This window comes from Rhodopseudomonas rhenobacensis (genome assembly GCF_014203125.1).
Lineage (GTDB): Bacteria > Pseudomonadota > Alphaproteobacteria > Rhizobiales > Xanthobacteraceae > Rhodopseudomonas_A > Rhodopseudomonas_A rhenobacensis.
Map to the genome: position 1 here is coordinate 101,798 of NZ_JACHIH010000010.1, position 18,999 is coordinate 120,796.

Consider the following 18,999-nt stretch of genomic DNA (forward strand, 5'->3'; position numbering starts at 1 on the left):
GGTCAGGATTCGGCAGCCGAAGCGTGAACTGGCGCGGTTATACGGGTTGCCACAGCGCGGGCAAACCGTTATCTGATCGCCTTACAACTTTAGTTGCGACTGCCAATGAACAGCGCGGCCCACGCCGGTCCCGCTGCCGACAAAATGAAAACGGGAAACGCACGGAGCCTCGCCGACATGGACTCCTTTGAATTGAATAAAGTGGTGGGCGCGGTGCTTGCCACCTGCCTGCTTCTGCTGGTGTCCAATTTCGCCGCCCAGGCGATCTTCACGCCGCGCAAGGTCGAGAAGCAGGGGTACGATATTGCCGTCAAGGAGGAGGCGCCTCCCGCCGCCAAGGGCGCCCCCGCAGCCGCAGTGACATCCGAGCCGATCGAGAAGCTGTTGCAGACTGCGTCGGTGGAACGTGGCATGGCCGCCGCCAAGAAATGCGCGGCCTGCCACACCTTCGAAAAAGGCGGGCCCAACCGCACTGGCCCGAACCTGTTCGGCGTGGTCGGCGATCATGTCGGCGAAGGCCGCAACGGCTTCAACTTCTCCGCCGCGATGAAGGCCAAGGGCGGCACCTGGTCGTTCGATGCATTGAACCAGTTTCTCGCCAGCCCGAAGGGTTATGTGCCCGGCACCGCGATGGGCTTCGCCGGCATCCCCAAGGACAGCGAGCGCGCCGACGTGATCGCATATCTGCGCAGCCTGTCCGACGCGCCGGTTCCGATTCCTACCGCGGCGAACTAGCCGACGCGCTAGCTCCAGCTCAGCGACGAATCAGCGGCCGGGTTTCCTGGCCGCTTTTTTCGTGGTCGTCAGCCTCCCGGGACGTTTGGCCGCAACGCTGTTGTGGTTGCGGTGCTATGTTTCGCGCGCGGGCCGCAAAACCTGCCTTATTGTTGCGTCGTTGCACGCGCTCCATCGTCGGGCGGCCGACCACGCGGGTCGGGATTTGCCCTCCGCCATTGCCCCGACTAGATTTCAGGCGTTGGCTCCTGAGGCGGTGCTGGCCACCGCGGCGTCATCAGAGGAACCTGATTTGCCCATCACCCGACGACATCTTCTGCAAAGCGGCGCCTTGGCGGCGGCCGCACCGGCGCTGGGCCTCGGCGCATTCTCTGTCAGCGGCGGCGCGTCCGCGCAGGCCGCGCCGGCTTGGCGCCATGGCCTGTCGCTGTTCGGCGACGTCAAATATCCGGCCGACTTCAAGCGGTTCGATTACGTCGATGCGAATGCGCCGAAGGGCGGCGTGGCGCGGCAGATCTCGATCGGCACCTTCGACAATTTCAATCTGGCGGTGGCCGGCGTGAAGGGCTCGATCGCGCCCGCGGTCGGGCTGATCTACGAAACCCTGATGACACAGTCGCAGGACGAGGTCGGCGCCGAATACGGGTTGCTGGCGGAAGCCGCCGCGCATCCCGACGACCACTCCTGGGTGATGTATCGGCTGCGCGCCGACGCGCGCTGGCACGACGGCAAGCCGGTGACGCCTGAGGACGTGATCTTCTCGCTGGAAGCGCTGAAGAAATACAGCCCGCGCTATGCCTCGTATTATCGCCACGTGGTCAAGGCCGAGAAGACCGGCGACCGCGAGATCAAATTCAGCTTCGACATGCCGGGCAACCGCGAATTGCCGACCATCGTCGGCGAACTGGTGGTGTTGCCGAAGCATTGGTGGCAAGGCAGCGACGAGCAGGGCCGGCCGCGCGACATTTCCGCCACCACGCTGGAGAAGCCGCTCGGCTCCGGTCCCTATCGCATCAAGGATTTCGTCGCCGGCCGCTCGGTGACGCTGGAGCGGGTCAAGGATTATTGGGGCGCCGCGGTGCCGGCGCGGGTCGGCCAGAACAATCTCGACGAACTGCGCTACGAATTCTTCCGCGACAATCTGGTGGCGCTGGAAGCCTTCAAGGCCGATCAGGCCGACTGGATCGTGGAGAACTCCGCCAAGCAGTGGGCCACCGCCTATGATTTCCCGGCGGTGACCGAGAAGCGCGTCGTCAAGGAAGAATTCCCGATCAACGATTCCGGGCGGATGCAGGGCTTCATCTTCAATCTGCGCCGCGAGATGTTCCAGGACGCCCGGCTGCGCCGCGCCTTCAACTACGCGTTCGACTTCGAGGAGATGAACAAGCAGCTGTTCTACGGGCAGTACACTCGGATCAACAGCTATTTCGAAGGCACCGAGCTCGCCTCCAGCGGGCTGCCGCAAGGCGCCGAACTGGCGCTGCTGGAGCCGCTACGCGACAAGCTGCCGGCCGAGCTGTTCACCACGCCCTACGCCAATCCGGTCGGCGGCAATTCCGACGCGGTGCGCGCCAATCTGCGCGAGGCGATGCGGCTGCTGAAAGAGGCGGGCTTCGAAATCCGCGACCGCCGGCTGGTCGATGCCGCCGGCAAGCCGGTGCTGGTGGAGATGCTGGTGCGGGATCCCTCCTCGGAGCGGATCGCGCTGTTCTACAAGCCGTCGTTGGAACGGATCGGCGTCACGGTGTCGATCCGAACCGTCGACGACGCGCAGTACGAGAATCGGATTCGCGCCTTCGATTTCGACATGATCACTGATCTTTGGGGCCAGTCGCTATCGCCCGGCAACGAGCAGCGCGACTATTGGGGCTCGCAGGCCGCCGATCAGCCGGGCTCGCGCAACACCATCGGCATCAAGAACCCTGCGGTCGACGCGCTGATCGAGAAAGTGATCTTCGCCCAAGACCGCGCCTCGCTGGTCGCCGCCACAAGGGCGCTCGATCGCGTGCTGTTGTGGAATTTCTATCTGGTGCCGCAGTTCACCTATGGCTATGCGCGCTACGCGCGGTGGGATCGCTTCAGCCACGCCGAGCCGCTGCCGAAATACGCCCGCGCCGGGCTGCCGTCGCTGTGGTGGTACGACGCCGACAAGGCCGCCAAGATCGGCAAACGGTCTTGAAGGGTTCGCGGCGCATGGGCGACCTCAATCGCCGGCATCTGCTCGGTCTCGGTCTCGGCGCGGTGGCGGCGGCCAATTTGCGGCCGGCCAATGCGGCCGAAGGCGGCGAGGGCGAGGCGCACGGCATTTCGGCGTTCGGCGACCTGAAATATCCGGCGGATTTCCATCACTTCGACTACGTCAATGTCGCCGCGCCGAAGGGCGGGATGTTCTCGACGATTCCGTCCTACCGGGCCTTCAACCAGTCGTTCTTCACCTTCAACTCGCTCAACGCCTTCATCTTCAAGGGCGATGGCGCGCAGGGCATGGGCCTGACCTTTGCGCCGCTGATGGTGCGGGCCGGCGACGAGCCCGACGCGATGTACGGTCTGGTCGCCAAATCGGTAAAGGTCTCCGCCGATGGCCTCGCCTATCGCTTCACGCTGCGGCCGGAGGCGCGGTTTCACGACGGCAGCAAGCTCACCGCGCACGACGCGGCGTTTTCGCTGACCGTGCTGAAGACCAAGGGCCACCCGCTGATCACCCAGCAGATGCGCGACGTGATCTCGGCGGAAGCGCTCGACGACGCTACGTTGCAGGTGACATTTTCGGCCAGGCGCGGCCGCGACGTGCCGCTGTTCGTGGCGGGGCTGCCGATCTTTTCGCAGGCCTATTACGCCAAGCATCCGTTCGATGAGTCGACGCTGGAGGCGCCGCTCGGCTCTGGGCCCTACAAGGTCGGCAAGTTCGAAGTCGGCCGCTACATCGAATTCGAGCGGCTGAAGGACTGGTGGGGCGCCGATCTGCCGGTCAGCCGCGGAGCCAACAATTTCGACGTGGTGCGCTTCGACTTCTATCGCGACCGCGACGTCGCCTTCGAGGGCTTCACCGGGCGCAGCTATCTGTACCGCGAGGAGTTCACCTCGCGGGTCTGGAATACGCGTTATGATTTTCCGGCGGTCACCGACGGCCGCGTCAAGCGCGAGACGCTGCCGGACGAGACGCCGTCCGGCGCGCAGGGCTGGTTTCTCAACACCCGCCGCGACAAATTCAAGGACCCTCGGGTGCGTGAGGCGCTGGGCTGCGCGTTCGATTTCGAATGGACCAACAAGACGCTGATGTACGGCGCCTATCTCCGCACGGTGTCGCCGTTTCAGAACTCCGACCTGATGGCGGAAGGACCGCCGTCGCCGGAAGAGCTGGCGCTGCTGGAGCCGTTCCGCGGCCGGGTGCCGGACGAAGTGTTCGGTGCGCCCTATGTGCCGCCGGTCTCCGACGGCTCCGGGCAGGACCGCGCGCTGTTGAAGAAGGCGGTGCAATTATTGCAGGCCGCCGGCTGCGTGATGAAGGACGGCAAGCGGATGACGCCGCAGGGCGAGCCGTTCAAGATCGAATTTCTGCTCGACGAGCCGACCTTTCAGCCGCATCACATGCCCTACATCAAGAATCTCGCCACGCTGGGTATCGAGGCGTCGCTGCGGCTGGTCGATGCCGTGCAGCACCGCGCCCGCCGCGACGATTTCGATTTCGACCTCATCATCGAGCGCTTCAGCTTCTCGACGGTGCCGGGCGACTCGCTGCGGCCGTTCTTCTCGTCGCGGGCGGCCGCGACCAAAGGCTCGAGCAATCTCGCCGGCATCGCCGATCCGGTGGTCGATGCGCTGGTTGAAGACATCATCGCCGCCGACACCAGGGTCAAACTGGTGGTCGCTGCGCGCGCGCTCGACCGCGTGGTCCGCGCCGGCCGCTATTGGGTGCCGCAATGGTACTCGGGCTCGCATCGGGTGGCCTATTGGGACGTGTTCGGTCACCCGGCGAAACTGCCGAAATATCTCGGCGTCGGCGCGCCGGATCTGTGGTGGTCGACGGCGAAGTCCGCCGCTGCCGAACAGGCGAAATAGCATGACCGCTTACATTGCCCGCCGCGTGCTGCTGATGTTTCCCACGCTCTTGGGAATCCTGTTCGTGTCGTTCGTGGTGGTGCAGTTCGCGCCCGGCGGCCCGGTGGAACGGGTGATCGCGCAATTGTCCGGCGCCGACACCGGCGCGGCGTCGCGCGTCTCCGGCTCTTCCGGTGGCGATTTCGGCGCCCGCAGCCAGGTCGGCGCCTCGGGCGATGCGGTGAATTCAAAGTATCGCGGCGCCCAGGGGCTCGACCCGGATTTCGTGAAAAGTCTGGAGAAGCAGTTCGGCTTCGACAAGCCGGCGCCGGAGCGATTTGCGATCATGCTGTGGAATTTCGCAAGGTTCGATTTCGGCAAGAGCTACTTCCGCGACGTCAGCGTGCTGCAGCTGATCAAGGAGAAGCTTCCGGTGTCGATGTCGCTCGGGATCTGGATGATGCTTCTGACCTATCTGATCTCGATTCCGCTCGGCATCCGCAAGGCGGTGAAGGACGGCTCGCAATTCGACACCTGGACCTCGGCGGTGATCATCATCGGCTTCGCGATTCCGGGATTCCTGTTCGCCATCCTCTTGATCATCCTGTTCGCCGGCGGCTCGTTCTGGAGCATCTTTCCGCTGCGCGGGCTGACCTCGGACGGCTGGAGCGATTTCCCCTGGTACTGGAAGATCATCGACTATTTCTGGCACATCACGCTGCCGTTGATCTCGATGGTGCTCGGCGCCTTCGCCACCATGACGCTGTTGACCAAGAATTCGTTCCTGGATGAGATCCGCAAGCAATATGTGATGACCGCGCGCGCCAAGGGCTGCAGCGAACGCCAGGTGCTGTACAACCACATCTTCCGCAACGCCATGCTGATCGTGATCGCCGGCTTTCCCGGCGCCTTCATCCACGCGTTCTTCTCTGGCTCGCTGTTGATCGAGACCATCTTCTCGCTCGACGGGCTGGGATTGCTCGGCTTCGAGAGCGTGCTGAACCGCGACTATCCGGTGGTGTTCGGCACGCTGTTCATCTTCTCGCTGGTTGGTCTCGTGGTGAACCTGCTGTCCGACCTGGCGTATATGTGGATCGATCCGCGGATCGATTTCGAAGCGCGCGAGGTCTGATGACGATCATCGCGCGCCAGCCGATCGAATCGACCACCACAGCGCCGCTCGGCGAGGCCGTGCCGCCGGCGCGGCGGCTGTTGGCGCCGTCGCCGCTGAACCGGCGGCGCTGGCAGAATTTCAAATCCAACCGCCGCGGCTACTGGTCGTTCTGGATCTTTCTGTTGCTGTTCTTCGTCTCGCTGTTCGCCGAATTGATCGCCAACGATCGGCCGTTCCTGATCAAGTTCGACGGCAAATTGTATTTCCCGGCCTTCGTCAGCTATTCGGAGACGACGTTCGGCGGCGATTTCGAGACCGCGGCGGATTATCGCGATCCGTTCCTGCAGAAGCTGATCGCCGAAAAGGGCGGCACCACGATCTGGCCCTTGATCCGCTATTCCTACGACACCCACAATCTCGACCTGCCGACGCCTGCGCCGTCGAAGCCGACCTGGATGCTGACCGAAGCCGAGTGCAAGCCGGTGGTGCAGAAGAAGGGCCTCAATGGCTGCCGCGATCTCGAGTACAACTGGCTCGGCACCGACGATCAGGGCCGCGACGTGGTGGCGCGGCTGATCTACGGCTTCCGCATCTCGGTGCTATTCGGCCTCAGCCTCACCATCATCTCCTCGGTGATCGGCGTCGCCGCCGGCGGCATCCAGGGCTATTTCGGCGGCTGGGTCGACCTGATGTTCCAGCGCTTCATCGAGGTGTGGAGCGCGATCCCGTCGCTGTATCTGTTGCTGATCCTGTCGTCGGTGCTGGTGCCGGGCTTCTTCGTGCTGCTCGGCATTCTGCTGTTGTTCTCCTGGGTGTCGCTGGTCGGGCTGGTGCGCGCCGAATTTCTGCGCGGGCGCAATTTCGAATACATCATGGCGGCGCGCGCGCTCGGCGTCTCCAACGCCAAGATCATGATCCGGCATCTGTTGCCGAACGCCATGGTCGCCACCATGACGTTCCTGCCGTTCATCGTGTCGTCGTCGGTGATGACGCTGACCGCGCTGGATTTCCTCGGCTTCGGGCTGCCACCCGGTTCGCCGTCGCTCGGCGAGTTGCTGTCGCAGGGCAAGGCCAATCCCCAGGCGCCGTGGCTCGGCTTCACCGGATTCTTCGCGGTGGCGATCATGCTGTCGCTGTTGATCTTCATCGGCGAGGGCGTCCGCGACGCCTTCGACCCGCGCAAGACGTTCAGGTGAGGCTGTGGTAGGCTGCCGGGAAGGAGAGGAGTGATGAACAAGATCGTGCCGGACTATCCCGTCGATAAGCTCCCCGCAGATTTACGCGAGGGGCTGCCAAAGCATGGTTCGGTCGAAATCGAGTTCAGGCTCAAGCAGCAGATGCAACCGCGGGTGTTGTTGGCGCCGCTGGCTGGGGCCGTCCCGAACATCCATGGCCGCGACGAGGAAGTGGTTCAGTATATCCGCGAGCTCCGTGAAGACAGCTGATGTGGGAGCGTTACAGAGATCGGCCGATCTATCTCGATTCCAACATTATTATCTACGCGATCGAGCAAGGCAGCCGATCGACGCAGACGATGTACGAGATGCTGAGCGCGATCGATGCCGATGTGCTGCGGGTCGTGACCTCGGAGTTGACGATTGCGGAAGTCATGCCGAAACCGATATCGCTCAACAGCCCTGACCATCTGGCCAAGTATGAGCTGTTCTTTTCGCCGTCCAGTCCGATTCTCACCTTGCCGGTCAGCCGTGAAATTCTTCTGGCATCCTGTCATGTTCAAGCTGAGTTAGGGATCAAGCCGATGGATGCGATCCACGTCGCGACTGCGATGGCGGCGGGATGTGATTACTTCCTGACTGAAGATCATCGGCTCGGCCGCTCGATCGCCGGCGATCTGAAATGGCTCCAACTCTCCGAGTTCTCCTGATGGACGTCCTCAACCAGCCCTTGCTCGACGTTCGCGACCTCTCGGTGGCGTTTCACCAGCCGAGCGGGCAATCGATCGCGGTCGATCACATCTCGTTCGAGATCAAGCGCGGCGAATGCGTGGCGCTGGTCGGGGAATCCGGCTCCGGCAAGTCGGTCAGCGCGCTGTCGATCCTGAGGCTGCTGCCCTATCCGACCGCGTCGCATCCCTCCGGCAGCATCCGCTTCAAGGGCCGCGAATTGCTCAACCTGTCGGAGCACGAGATCCGCAGCGTGCGCGGCAACGACATTTCGATCATCTTCCAGGAGCCGATGACCTCGCTCAATCCGCTGCACACCATCGAGTCGCAGATCGGCGAGATCTTGCAGCTGCATGGCGGGGTGCGCGGCGACAAGGCGCGGGCGCGGATCCTGCAGCTGTTGACCCAGGTCGGCATCCCAGAGCCGGAGACCCGGCTCGGCAGCTATCCGCATCAATTGTCCGGCGGCCAGCGCCAGCGGGTGATGATCGCGATGGCGCTCGCCAACGAGCCGGATCTGCTGATCGCCGATGAGCCCACCACCGCGCTCGACGTCACCGTGCAGGCGCAGATCCTGGCGCTGCTCGCGGAGATCCGCGCGCGGCTCGGCATGAGTCTTTTGTTCATCACCCACGATCTCGGCATCGTGCGCCGCATCGCCGACGTGGTCTGCGTGATGCACAACGGCAAGATCGTCGAGCAGGGGCCGGTCGAGCAGGTGTTCACCGCGCCGCAGCACCCTTACACACGCGCGCTGCTCGCCGCCGAGCCGAAGCCCGATCCGGCGCCGCCGCGGCCCGACGCGCCGGTGGTGATGTCGACCGACGATCTCAAGGTCTGGTTTCCGATCAAGCGCGGCCTGATGCGCAAGACCGTCGGCCACATCAAGGCGGTCGATGGCGTCAGCCTCAGCGTGCGCCGTGGCGAGACGCTGGGCGTGGTCGGCGAGTCCGGCTCCGGCAAGACCACCCTTGGGTTGGCGCTGTTGCGGCTGATCTCGTCGGACGGGCCGATCGTGTTTCTCAGCAAGAACATCCAGGGCCTGAAGTTCAAGGCGATGCGGCCGTTCCGCCGCGACATGCAGATCGTGTTTCAGGATCCGTTCGGCGCGCTCAGCCCGCGGATGTCGGTCGGCGATATCGTCGCCGAGGGCCTCAGCGTACATCAGCCGTCATTGTCGCAGGAGCAGCGCGACGCCCGCGTGGTCAAGGCGCTGCAGGATGTCGGGCTCGATCCGGCGACGCGGTTTCGCTATCCGCATGAATTCTCCGGCGGCCAGCGCCAGCGTATCAGCATCGCCCGCGCGGCGGTGCTGGAGCCGAGCTTCGTGGTGCTGGACGAGCCGACCAGCGCGCTCGACATGCTGTTCCAGGCGCAGATGGTCGATCTGTTGCGCGACCTGCAGCGCAAGCGTGATCTGACCTACCTGTTCATCTCGCACGATCTGCGCGTCGTCGCTTCGCTGGCCAGCCATCTGATCGTGATGCGTCACGGCAAGGTGGTCGAAGAGGGCGAGGCGTCGGAACTGTTCGCGCAGCCGAAGACCGACTACACCCGCGCGCTGTTCGCCGCCGCGTTCCGCATCGAGACCGAGCCCGGCGGCGCCGCGGCACAATGAGTTTTTGAAATGGATGATCATCAAACGACAATGTCCGTCATTGCGGATCAGGCGGCCGAAGTGACGGTCTCCGAACCGTCGCTGATCGGCCGCGGCTTCATGGCCTATCAACGCTTCGACGTTGTGCTGCACCGCGATGGCGAACCGCCGCTGCAACAGCGCCGCGACCTGTTGCGCGCCAACAAGGTTGCTGCGGTGCTGCCGGTGGATCTGGCGCGCGGCGAGGTGGTGCTGATCCGCCAGTTTCGGCTGACGGCGCATTTCGTCACCGGCCGCGGCGAGATGGTGGAGATCGTCGCCGGCCGCGTCGATGAGGGTGAGACCCCGGCTGAGGCGGCTTCGCGCGAATGCGTCGAGGAAATCGGCGCAGCGCCGTCGCGCCTTGTCGAACTCTACAGCGTGCTGCCGACGCCGGGTATCACCGACGAATCCGTGACGTTCTTTCTCGGGCTGATCGATGCCTCGAATCTGCCGGAGCGCTGCGGGCTTGCCGAGGAGACCGAGGAGATCCGCCCCTTCGCGGTGTCGATCGACGCGGCGATCGCCGCGCTCGAGAGTGGCCTCGTGGCCAACGCGCTGTTGGTCAGCGCGCTGCAGTGGCTGGCGCTGCACCGTGATCGCTTGCAGGACTATGCAAGGAATCCAGCCGCCTGATCGCGGCGAGGTCGCTGCCCGCGGCAGCGATCCGCGCGATCGCCGCGCCGATGCCTTCGATCGCGGTGGCCATGGCGTGAGCGTTGGCATGAACGATGCTGTCGGCGTCGCGCACGATGGCGACGTGGCCTTTCCAGAACATCAGGTCGCCGCGCTGCGGGCTCTGCATTTCCGCAACTGACAGCGCGCGTCCAAGCTGGGCCTGCTGCATGTCGCTGTCGCGCGGGCAGGCGAGGCCGCACGCATTCAGCGCAACCTGCACCAGCCCGGAGCAATCGATGCCGAGGCTGCTCTTGCCGCCCCACAGATAGGGCGTGCCGAGAAAGCGCTCCGCCACCGCGACGAAATCGCTCTCGAAGGCGTCGATCGCGCTCACATGCTGGGCCGGCACGTATTGGCCGTCGTGCGTGATGGCAAAGCCGCCATCCAGCCGCGCCACCGCAAGCCGCGCGCCGAGCGGCAGCGTGTCGACCGGCGGCAATTTGATCGAGGGGCCGGGGAAGGCGAAGCTGCGTAGCGCCGTCACCTTGTGAGTTGCGGGCGGTCCCGGCGGATACAGCGCCAAATCAGGCAGCCAGCCGACATAGCCATCGCTGTGCAGCTGGCCCCAGTCCCAGCCTTCCGCGCTGCGCTCGTAGATCGTCACCCGCTCGCCCTTCAGCGCCTGAGTGTCGAGCATCGCGCCACCGAACGGATCGCGGCGGACGGGCGCGACACCGTCGAACACTTCGAACTCTTCGCCGGTCACGAAGCGCAAGGCCTCGACCTTGCCCTCGAGATGCTTCGCGGCGAGGTCGGGCCGCGCCGGCGTCAGCCGCGGATCGCGCGTCAGGTCAGCCATAGCGCTGGCTCAGCAATTTGTAGATCGCGCGCGCGGCCTGGCATTCGCCGCCTTCGGGACGTCCAGGCTTGGCCGTCGGCGTCCAGCCGTAGATGTCGACATGCAGCCAGCTCGCAGCGGTTTCCACGAAGCGCTGCAGGAACAGCGCGCAGGTGATCGACCCGGCGAAGCCGCCGGATGGCGCGTTGTTCAGCGCGGCGACCTTGGAGTCGAGCCAGGCGTCATAAGGCGGCCACAGCGGCAGCCGCCACAACGGATCGTTCTCGGTCTTGGCGCAGCGCGCAACGTCGAGCGCCAGCGCCTCGTCGTTGGTGTAGAACGGCGGCAGATCGGGGCCGAGCGCGACGCGCGCAGCACCTGTCAGCGTGCCGAGATCGATCAACAGCTCCGGCGCCTCTTCGTCGGCGAGCGCCAGCGCGTCGGCCAGCACCAGCCGGCCCTCGGCGTCGGTGTTGCCGATCTCCACCGTGGGCCCCTTGCGCGACGGATACACGTCGAGCGGCCGCATCGCGTTGCCGGCCACCGCGTTCTCCACCGCCGGGATCAGCACCCGCAGCCGCACCTTGAGCTTGGCGTCCATGATCATCAGCGCCAGCGCCAGCACATTGGCGGCGCCGCCCATGTCCTTTTTCATGATCAGCATGCCGCTCGACGGCTTCAAATCGAGGCCGCCGGAATCGAAACACACGCCCTTGCCGACCAGCGTCACCTTCGGATGCTTCGGATCGCCCCAGGAAAAATCGATCAGCCGCGGCGCGCGGTCGGAGGCCTTGCCGACCGCGTGGATCAGCGGATAGTTCTGCGCCAGCAACGCCTCGCCGATGGTGCAGCTGAAACTGGCGCCGAACCGCTCGGCGAGTTCGCGCGCAGCTGTGGCGAGCTGCTCCGGTCCCATGTCGTTGGCCGGGGTGTTGATCAGATCGCGCGCCAGCGTCACCGCCTCGATGATCCGCGACAGCTCGTCGAAATCGATCCCCTCCGGCGGGACCAGCTTGACCGCCAAGGCCTCGGCCTTGCGATAGCGGCTGAATTTGTAGCTGCCGAGCGCGAAGGCCAGGGTGGCCAGACGCAGATCATGCGGCGCGTTGGCGAAGCGGTAGGTTCCAGGCGGCAGCAGCTTCGGCAATTGGCCGACGCGAAACGGATCGAGCGATTTGCCGGTCGGATCGTCCAGCGCGAACAGGATCTGCGCGACGCCGCCCTCGGGCGCGGGCAGCGCCAGATAGTCGCCGGGCTTGGCCGCGTAATTGTTGGCCATCGCAAACTGCCGGGCGTGGTCCGGCAGCGCCGCGCAGGCGGTGTCCCAATTGGCCTTGCTGACGAAGCTGATCGGCGTGGCCGACAGCCCCGGGGCGGTTTCAAACACGGGATGCATCGGAGCCTCATATGCAAGCGGGCGAGCGCGCGCGGGCGGAGGCGTCGCCGATTAACCCGCCGTTAGGGTTAACAGACTATTGCTCGGGGTCAGCCATCGTCCGCGCCCACCGTGAGTAAGCTGTCATGCGTCAGCCGTCCAGTCTCGCCCGCACTGTTGCATCCGCCGCCGGCGCGGCGCTGCTGGCGGCGTCGCTCGGCGGCTGCCAGACCACCGGCTCGGACATCACCGGCTCGCTCGGCCCCAGCAAATCCGACGCCTTGGCGGCCGATCCGCGGTCGGCGGTCGAGGTCTATGGCGAGCGTTACCGTTCCAATCCGAAAGACGCCGAGGCCGCGTTGCGCTACGGCCAGGCGCTGCGGGCCACCGGCCAGCGCGCGCAGGCGGTCGCGGTGTTCGAACAGGCCACCATTGCCAGTCCGGGAAACAAGACCTTGCTCGCCGGCTATGGTCGCGCCTTGGCCGATGCCGGCAGCTTCCAGCGCGCCTTCGACGTGCTCGGCAGCGCGCATTCGCCGGAGAATCCGGATTGGCGGATTCTGTCGGTGCAGGGCACCACGCTCGATCAGATGGGACGTCATGAGGAGGCGCGGCGCTACTACGCCAGCGCGCTGAAGATCAAGCCGGAAGACCCTTCGGTGCTGTCGAATCTCGGGCTGTCCTACGTGCTCACCAAAGAGCTGGCGAATGCCGAACTGACGCTGCGTCGCGCCTATGGCGCGGGCGCCAGCACCGATCCGCGGGTGCGGCAGAATCTGGCGCTGGTGGTCGGGCTGCAGGGCCGCTTCGCCGAAGCCGAATCCATCGTGCGCGCCGACCTGCCGGCCGACGAAGCCGCCGCCAACGCCGCCTATCTGCGGCAGATGCTCAGCCGCAAGGAAGCGCCGCGGCTCGGTGCGCAAGCCGACGATCCCCGCGGCCGCTCCTGAGCGTCCGAGTCAAAAGGCAGCAAGCAAATCCGTGGTTTCGTCGTTGCGAGCCGAGGCCGGCGCGCAGCGCCGGCCGAACAACGAAGCAATCCAGGGGCCACCCATGGAGCCCTGGATTGCTTCGTCGCAAGGGCTCCTCGCAATGACGGGTTTAATGCCTGATTTCGTTGATCGCTTTTTCCGGCAGACGCTGAGCGCTTCCTTCATTCGATCAGAATAAGCGGCATCGCCGCCGGGCGCCCGTGGCTGCGGCGGCGAAGCTGCAAACGACACGTGACGTAGCAACGTGCGGGCGGCAGCGATCGCGTCGCCCGATCAAGCCGCTGCTACTGCATCGCCGAGATCTTGATCGCGGTCGGGCCCAGGATGACGACGAACAGCACCGGCAGGAAGAACAGGATCATCGGCACCGTCAGCTTCGGCGGCAGTGCGGCGGCTTTCTTCTCCGCCTCGTTCATCCGCATGTCGCGGTTTTCCTGCGCCATCACCCGCAGGCTCTGGCCGAGCGGGGTGCCGTAGCGCTCCGATTGCTGCAGGGCGAGGCAGACCGATTTGACGCCTTCGAGGCCGGTGCGCTTGGCCAGATTCTCATAGGCGACTTTGCGATCCTGCAGATAGGACAGCTCCGCGGTGGTCAGCGTGAACTCTTCGGCCAGCGCGATCGACTGCGAGCCGATCTCGATCGAGACCTTGCGGAACGCGGTTTCGATCGACATGCCGGACTCCACGCAGATCAGCAGCAGATCGAGCGCATCGGGAAACGCCCGCTTGATCGAGACCTGCCGTTTGGAAATCGCGTTGGTCAGGAACAGCATCGGCGCCTGCATGCCGAGGTAGCACGCGGCGATGCAGATCGCGATCTTGATCGGGGTCGCCTGTTGCATGTGGGAGATCACGAACACATAGAGCCCGCTCGCGATCAGAAAGGCGAGCGGCATCACCATGCGGAAGAACAGGAAGGTGACGTAGGGCGCCTGGCCGCGATAGCCGGCCATCACCAGCTTGTCGCGGGCGGTTTCCTGCGCCACCCATTTGCCGAGGTTGAAGTCTTCCACCACCTTGGAGACGAACTGTTTCGGCGCTTGACGCAGCGACACCCGTTCGGCTTTCGCCATGCGGTCGCGCTCGCGCTGCCGGATCCGCTCGCGTTCGCTGGCGACGGCCTTCATGCGCTTGGACAGGCTTTCGCCGGCGAACAGCGGCATGATCAGCGTATAGGCGGTGGCGCTGGCGGCGATCGCAGCCAGCAGCATGGTCATGAAACGAACATCGTGGAATTTCTCGATGATGAGTTCAAACATGCTGCACCGTCAAAAGTCGAAATTGATCATCTGCTTCATCACGAAGATGCCGATCGCCATCCACAGCACGCAACCGGCCAACAGCAGCTGCCCGGTCGGATGCGTCCACAACAGCGAGATGTAGTCCGGCGTCGTCAGGTACACCAGGAACATCACGATCGGCGGCAATGAGCCGATGATGCCGGCGGAGGCCTTGGCCTCCATCGACATCGCCTGGATCTTCTCCTTCATCCGCTTGCGGTCGCGCAGCACCTTGGAGAGGTTGCCGAGCGCTTCCGAGAGATTGCCGCCGGACTTCTGCTGGATCGCCACCACGATGCCGAAGAAGTTGGCTTCCGGCAGCGGCATCCGGTCGTACAGCCGCGCGCAGGCTTCGCCGAGCGGCATGCCGATCGCCTGGGTTTCCAGGATCGCGAGGAATTCGCTCTTCAAGGGTTCGGGGGCGTCGGCGGCGACGACTTTCAGCGAATCGAACAGCGGCAGCCCGGCCTTGATGCCGCGCACGATGACGTCGACGGCGTCGGGCAGCGCCTTGAGGAAGTTCTTTTCGCGGCGCTTCTTCAGGTAATTCAGCGCCCAGCGCGGCAGCCCGAAGCCGGCGGCGAAGCCGAGGCCGACCGCGGCCATCAGCCCGCCGCCCAACAGGTAGGTGATCGCGAACATCAGGGCGCCGAGCACGCCGGAGCCGATGATGAATCCCTTCGGCGTCCATTTCACGCCGGCCTGGGTCAGCCGGGTGCTCAACGCGACCTTCTTTTCCTTCTTCAGCCGGGCTTCGACTTCCTTCAGCGAGCCTTCGACCTGTTCGCGGCGCGACCGCTGCGAGCGGTCGGCCATGCGCACCACGGGCTCCGGACGCGCCAGCGAGGCGCGGCGCTGTTCGGCCGCCTTCTGTCCCGACAACGAGGGATAGATGAAGACCCATGCGAGGCCGCCGACCGCCGTGGCGGCGAGGAAGGCGACGGCGAGCGTTTGTATCTGCATCGATGTCCCCGCTAGATTTCGACGACGGCTTCGGCGGCGTCGAGCGCCGCGGCGAGCCGCTTTTCCTCGCCGTAGTAGCGCGCGCGATCCCAGAACCGCGGCCGGCCGATGCCGGTGGAACGATGCCGGCCGACGATGTGGCCGTTGGCGTCCTCGCCGACCATGTCGTACAGGAAAATGTCCTGGGTGATGATGGTGTCGCCTTCCATCCCCATCACCTCGGTGATGTGGGTGATGCGGCGCGAGCCGTCGCGTAGCCTTGCTGCCTGGATCACCACGTCGATCGAGGCGCAGATCATCTCGCGGATGGTGCGCGACGGCAGCGAGAAGCCGCCCATCGTGATCATGGATTCGCAGCGCGACAGCGCCTCGCGCGGATTGTTGGCGTGCAGCGTGCCCATCGAGCCGTCGTGGCCGGTGTTCATCGCCTGCAGCAGGTCGAACGCCTCCGGTCCGCGGACTTCGCCGACGATGATCCGTTCGGGCCGCATACGCAGGCAGTTGCGCACCAGCTCGCGCATCGTCACCTGGCCTTCGCCCTCGATGTTCGGCGGTCGGGTTTCCAGCCGCACCACGTGCGGCTGCTGCAGCTGCAATTCGGCGGCGTCTTCGCAGGTGATGATGCGCTCGTCGTCGTCGATGTAATTGGTCAGGCAGTTCAGCAGCGTGGTCTTGCCGGAGCCGGTGCCGCCGGAGATCAGCACGTTGGCGCGGCAGCGGCCGATGATCTGCAAAATCGTCGCGCCTTCCGGCGTGATGGCGCCGAACTTGACGAGCTGATCGAGCGTCAGCTTGTCCTTCTTGAACTTGCGGATGGTGAGCGCAGGGCCGTCGATCGCCAGCGGCGGCACGATGGCGTTGACGCGGCTGCCGTCGGCGAGCCGAGCGTCGCAGATCGGCGAGGATTCGTCGACGCGGCGGCCGACCTGGCTGACGATGCGCTGGCAGATGTTCAAGAGCTGCTGGTTGTCGCGAAACCGGATGCCGGTGCGCTGGATGCGGCCGGCGACTTCGATGAACACCGTGCCGGCGCCGTTGACCATGATGTCGGAAATGTCGTCGCGCGACAGCAGCGGCTCCAGCGGGCCGTAGCCGAGCACGTCGTTGCAGATGTCGTCGAGCAGTTCCTCCTGCTCGGCGATCGACATCACGATGTTCTTGATCGCGATGATCTCGTTGACGATGTCGCGGATTTCCTCGCGCGCGGATTCGGTGTCGAGCTTGGCGAGTTGTGCGAGATCGATCGCCTCGATCAGCGCGCCGAAAATGGTCGCCTTGACCTGGTAATAGTTATCCGACCTACGGGTCTCGATCGCGATCGCGGCCGGCGTCGACCGGGCCGGGGCGAGCGGCGGCGACGCCACCGCGGCGGGCGGCGCATCGATCGGCGCACGCAACGCAACGCCGGTCGCCGGCTCCGGCGCCGCTGGCGCGGGCTTCGGCAGGCGGCCGTCGTTATCTGCTCCGCTACGCTTACCAAACACGACGATGCTCCACCCCGGGCGTTATTTGGCCCGCAATTTCTCGAGGAACGGCGCGAGCAACGAGCCGCGCGGTTTTTTGGTTTCGCCGCGGCCGGTCAGCCGCTGGGCGATCTGCAAGAACATTTCGGTGGCGCGATGATTGGCGGAAATCTCCGCGATCATCTGGCCGTTGTTGGCGGCGGCGCCGAAGATCTGCGCGTCGAACGGAATGCTGACCACCGGCTGGCTTTCGATCGCCTTGGCGAATTCGTTGGCGTTGATCTCCGGGCGTTTCGGCACGCCGACCTGGTTCAGGCAGTAATGCGGCGGCCGATCGTTCGGCCGCGCCGCCTTCAACAGGTCGTACATGTTCTTGGCGTTGCGCAGATTGGCGAGGTCAGGCGCAGCCACGATCAGGATGTCGTCGGCCGAGACCAGCGCCCGCTTGGTCCAGCCCGACCATTGGTGCGGCACGTCGAGCACGATGCAGGGCATCGTGGTGCGCAGCGTGTCGAAGATCGAGTCGAACGCCTCGCTGCCGAAGTCGTAGACCCGTTCCAGGGTGGCGGGCGCCGCCAGCAGGCTGAGGTGATCGGTGCATTTCGACAGCAGCCGGTCGATGAACGCGGTATCGACGCGGTCGGGAGAGAACACCGCGTCGGCGATGCCCTGCGGCGGGTCCTGATTGTAATCGAGGCCGGCGGTGCCGAAGGCGAGGTCGAGATCCGCGACCACCGAGTCCAATGCGAGGTCGCGGGCGATCGCCCAGGCGACGTTGTGGGCGATGGTCGAGGCGCCGACGCCGCCCTTGGCGCCGACCACCGCGATGATGCGGCCGACCGCGCGGGCTTCGGGGGCGGAGAACAATCCGCAGATCGAGGCGACGATCTTGATCGGCGCCACCGGCGCGATCACGTAGTCGCTGACGCCGCGGCGCACCAGCTCGCGATACAGCGTGACGTCGTTGACGCGGCCGATCACGATCACCCGGGTGCCGGCGTCGCACACCGTGGCGAGCTGGTCGAGCCCGGCCAGGATGTCGCTGCGGGCGTCGGTTTCCAGAATGATGACGTTCGGCGTCGGCGCCGAGCGATAGGCCTCGATGGCAGCCGCCATGCCGCCCATCTGAATCTTGAGATGCGCCTTGCCGAGCCTTCGATCCTCGCCGGCGGATTGCACCGCCGCCGCGGTCTCGACGGTTTCGCAGAATGCCTGCACCGACACCCGCGGCGCCGGCGCGATATGCTCTTCCGGCGCCGACGGCGGCGTGGTGGGCTCTTCGGGCGTTTGGCGTGCGTAACTGATCATTTGCCGGTATCGCTGATCTTGGTGTCGGTCGGGACCACGGGGATCGTCTTGCGGTAGTTGTCGAGGAGAACGGTCCGCCGCGCCGTGTAGGCGGGAGTTTCCGCCCGCGGCTGCACCAGGTCGGACGGGTTGGCGACCATCGCGGCGAGGTTGCGCTGGTTGGCGCAACCGAAATTGTAATACGGCTTGTTCTCGAAATAGGCCTTGTTCTTGATCGAAGGCCCGAGATCGTCCGGCCACAACCCGCACGGGCCGACGCTGGCGGTGATCCGCGGATAGTTGACGCGGATGGCGGCGAACTGCCGGGGATCACGCGGCTGAAACTCGCGCACCGTCACGCTGCCCGGCGGCAAGCCTTTGGCGGCCAGCAGCGCGCGGATCTCGCGGACCGATTGCGCCGCGGCGCGGGCGTTCGGGGTGTGGATCGGCGCGTCGATCACCACCTGGCCGGTGCCTTCGCGCAGCCAGTCGTCCGCCAATGCGGCGAGGTCGGCGCGCTGCGGCCCGGTCAGGCCGCCGCGGCCGGTGCCGACGAACACCACCATGCTCTGGTCGGCCTCCTGGATCGCGATCGGATGGCGTTGCCGAGAATCGTCCGGAATGCTGGCGGTGAGGTCCACGGTCTCGGTGTGGGTGCAGGCGCCGAGCGCCAGGCAGAGGCCGAGCAATGCGCCGCCCGAGCGCAGGCGGCGGAGCTGTTTGGCGGGGTGTTCGCGCGTCATCATTGTGGTCCTT

The 18,999-nt window shown here is 65.3% G+C and carries 17 protein-coding genes; 10 read left to right on the top strand and 7 right to left on the bottom strand.

Going from position 1 to position 18,999, the window contains the following annotated elements:
* The first annotated feature begins 177 nt into the window (after positions 1-177).
* The 9 genes from HNR60_RS10355 to HNR60_RS10395 all read left to right on the top strand — a co-directional run bounded on the left by HNR60_RS10355 (position 178) and on the right by HNR60_RS10395 (position 10,063).
* The gene (locus HNR60_RS10355; protein WP_184257140.1) at positions 178-735 is read left to right on the top strand and encodes a c-type cytochrome; all 558 of its coding nucleotides are present in this window, start codon (positions 178-180) and stop codon (positions 733-735) included.
* 292 nt (positions 736-1,027) lie between these two features.
* Positions 1,028-2,914: an extracellular solute-binding protein gene (locus HNR60_RS10360; protein ID WP_184257079.1), complete on the top strand. Its 1,887-nt coding sequence runs from the start codon at positions 1,028-1,030 to the stop codon at positions 2,912-2,914.
* 14 nt (positions 2,915-2,928) lie between these two features.
* Positions 2,929-4,794, top strand: coding sequence for an ABC transporter substrate-binding protein (locus HNR60_RS10365; RefSeq protein WP_184257081.1), 1,866 nt, complete (start codon positions 2,929-2,931; stop codon positions 4,792-4,794).
* 1 nt (position 4,795) lies between these two features.
* A complete protein-coding gene (locus tag HNR60_RS10370) occupies positions 4,796-5,905 on the top strand; it encodes a microcin C ABC transporter permease YejB (protein WP_184257083.1) in 1,110 nt (369 codons plus the stop codon).
* On the top strand, positions 5,905-7,083 hold the full coding sequence (locus tag HNR60_RS10375; RefSeq protein ID WP_184257085.1) for an ABC transporter permease: 1,179 nt from the start codon (positions 5,905-5,907) through the stop codon (positions 7,081-7,083). Before HNR60_RS10370 ends, HNR60_RS10375 begins: the two co-directional genes overlap by 1 nt.
* A 33-nt stretch (positions 7,084-7,116) precedes the next feature.
* Positions 7,117-7,332 (top strand): hypothetical protein, encoded by a 216-nt coding sequence (locus HNR60_RS10380; protein ID WP_184257087.1) that lies wholly within the window; start codon positions 7,117-7,119, stop codon positions 7,330-7,332.
* The gene (locus HNR60_RS10385) at positions 7,332-7,772 is read left to right on the top strand and encodes a type II toxin-antitoxin system VapC family toxin (protein WP_184257089.1); all 441 of its coding nucleotides are present in this window, start codon (positions 7,332-7,334) and stop codon (positions 7,770-7,772) included. The genes HNR60_RS10380 and HNR60_RS10385 overlap by 1 nt, the downstream gene beginning before the upstream one ends.
* The gene (locus tag HNR60_RS10390; protein WP_184257091.1) at positions 7,772-9,409 is read left to right on the top strand and encodes an ABC transporter ATP-binding protein; all 1,638 of its coding nucleotides are present in this window, start codon (positions 7,772-7,774) and stop codon (positions 9,407-9,409) included. Before HNR60_RS10385 ends, HNR60_RS10390 begins: the two co-directional genes overlap by 1 nt.
* Before the next feature lie 30 nt (positions 9,410-9,439).
* Positions 9,440-10,063: an NUDIX domain-containing protein gene (locus tag HNR60_RS10395; RefSeq protein WP_246432894.1), complete on the top strand. Its 624-nt coding sequence runs from the start codon at positions 9,440-9,442 to the stop codon at positions 10,061-10,063.
* Here HNR60_RS10395 and HNR60_RS10400 read toward each other — a convergent pair.
* Positions 9,993-10,904, bottom strand: coding sequence for a C40 family peptidase (locus tag HNR60_RS10400; protein WP_184257095.1), 912 nt, complete (start codon positions 10,902-10,904; stop codon positions 9,993-9,995). The genes HNR60_RS10395 and HNR60_RS10400 overlap by 71 nt on opposite strands.
* Entirely contained in the window at positions 10,897-12,279 is a 1,383-nt protein-coding gene (locus HNR60_RS10405) for a leucyl aminopeptidase family protein (RefSeq protein ID WP_184257097.1), read from the bottom strand. The genes HNR60_RS10400 and HNR60_RS10405 overlap by 8 nt, the downstream gene beginning before the upstream one ends.
* A 125-nt stretch (positions 12,280-12,404) precedes the next feature.
* Between HNR60_RS10405 and HNR60_RS10410 the strand changes: the two genes are divergently transcribed.
* Positions 12,405-13,208: a tetratricopeptide repeat protein gene (locus tag HNR60_RS10410; RefSeq protein WP_184257099.1), complete on the top strand. Its 804-nt coding sequence runs from the start codon at positions 12,405-12,407 to the stop codon at positions 13,206-13,208.
* Between the two features lie 326 nt (positions 13,209-13,534).
* Here HNR60_RS10410 and HNR60_RS10415 read toward each other — a convergent pair whose 3' ends face one another.
* The 5 genes from HNR60_RS10415 to HNR60_RS10435 are packed head-to-tail and all read right to left on the bottom strand — an operon-like array spanning position 13,535 to position 18,986.
* Positions 13,535-14,509, bottom strand: a complete 975-nt coding sequence (locus tag HNR60_RS10415) for a type II secretion system F family protein (RefSeq protein ID WP_184257101.1) — start codon at positions 14,507-14,509, stop codon at positions 13,535-13,537.
* Between the two features lie 9 nt (positions 14,510-14,518).
* Entirely contained in the window at positions 14,519-15,493 is a 975-nt protein-coding gene (locus HNR60_RS10420; RefSeq protein ID WP_184257103.1) for a type II secretion system F family protein, read from the bottom strand.
* An 11-nt stretch (positions 15,494-15,504) separates the two neighbouring features.
* Positions 15,505-16,977 carry an ATPase, T2SS/T4P/T4SS family gene (locus tag HNR60_RS10425; protein ID WP_184257105.1) on the bottom strand — a complete coding sequence of 491 codons (1,473 nt, stop codon included), beginning with the start codon at positions 16,975-16,977 and terminating at the stop codon, positions 15,505-15,507.
* A gap of 21 nt (positions 16,978-16,998) precedes the next feature.
* Positions 16,999-18,264, bottom strand: coding sequence for a CpaE/TadZ family protein (locus HNR60_RS10430; RefSeq protein WP_184257107.1), 1,266 nt, complete (start codon positions 18,262-18,264; stop codon positions 16,999-17,001).
* Positions 18,261-18,986, bottom strand: coding sequence for a CpaD family pilus assembly protein (locus HNR60_RS10435; protein WP_184257109.1), 726 nt, complete (start codon positions 18,984-18,986; stop codon positions 18,261-18,263). The genes HNR60_RS10430 and HNR60_RS10435 overlap by 4 nt, the downstream gene beginning before the upstream one ends.
* Positions 18,987-18,999 lie beyond the last annotated feature (13 nt).

Excerpts from the sequence above, each read along its gene's own strand:
- HNR60_RS10355 (WP_184257140.1), top strand. The coding sequence starts at position 178 with ATGGACTCCTTTGAATTGAATAAAGTGGTGGGCGCGGTGCTTGCCACC.
- HNR60_RS10365 (WP_184257081.1), top strand. The coding sequence starts at position 2,929 with ATGGGCGACCTCAATCGCCGGCATCTGCTCGGTCTCGGTCTCGGCGCG.
- HNR60_RS10370 (WP_184257083.1), top strand. The coding sequence starts at position 4,796 with ATGACCGCTTACATTGCCCGCCGCGTGCTGCTGATGTTTCCCACGCTC.
- HNR60_RS10375 (WP_184257085.1), top strand. The coding sequence starts at position 5,905 with ATGACGATCATCGCGCGCCAGCCGATCGAATCGACCACCACAGCGCCG.
- HNR60_RS10380 (WP_184257087.1), top strand. The coding sequence starts at position 7,117 with ATGAACAAGATCGTGCCGGACTATCCCGTCGATAAGCTCCCCGCAGAT.
- HNR60_RS10385 (WP_184257089.1), top strand. The coding sequence starts at position 7,332 with ATGTGGGAGCGTTACAGAGATCGGCCGATCTATCTCGATTCCAACATT.
- HNR60_RS10390 (WP_184257091.1), top strand. The coding sequence starts at position 7,772 with ATGGACGTCCTCAACCAGCCCTTGCTCGACGTTCGCGACCTCTCGGTG.
- HNR60_RS10395 (WP_246432894.1), top strand. The coding sequence starts at position 9,440 with ATGTCCGTCATTGCGGATCAGGCGGCCGAAGTGACGGTCTCCGAACCG.
- HNR60_RS10400 (WP_184257095.1), bottom strand. The coding sequence starts at position 10,904 with ATGGCTGACCTGACGCGCGATCCGCGGCTGACGCCGGCGCGGCCCGAC.
- HNR60_RS10405 (WP_184257097.1), bottom strand. The coding sequence starts at position 12,279 with ATGCATCCCGTGTTTGAAACCGCCCCGGGGCTGTCGGCCACGCCGATC.
- HNR60_RS10410 (WP_184257099.1), top strand. The coding sequence starts at position 12,405 with ATGCGTCAGCCGTCCAGTCTCGCCCGCACTGTTGCATCCGCCGCCGGC.
- HNR60_RS10415 (WP_184257101.1), bottom strand. The coding sequence starts at position 14,509 with ATGTTTGAACTCATCATCGAGAAATTCCACGATGTTCGTTTCATGACC.
- HNR60_RS10420 (WP_184257103.1), bottom strand. The coding sequence starts at position 15,493 with ATGCAGATACAAACGCTCGCCGTCGCCTTCCTCGCCGCCACGGCGGTC.
- HNR60_RS10430 (WP_184257107.1), bottom strand. The coding sequence starts at position 18,264 with ATGATCAGTTACGCACGCCAAACGCCCGAAGAGCCCACCACGCCGCCG.
- HNR60_RS10435 (WP_184257109.1), bottom strand. The coding sequence starts at position 18,986 with ATGACGCGCGAACACCCCGCCAAACAGCTCCGCCGCCTGCGCTCGGGC.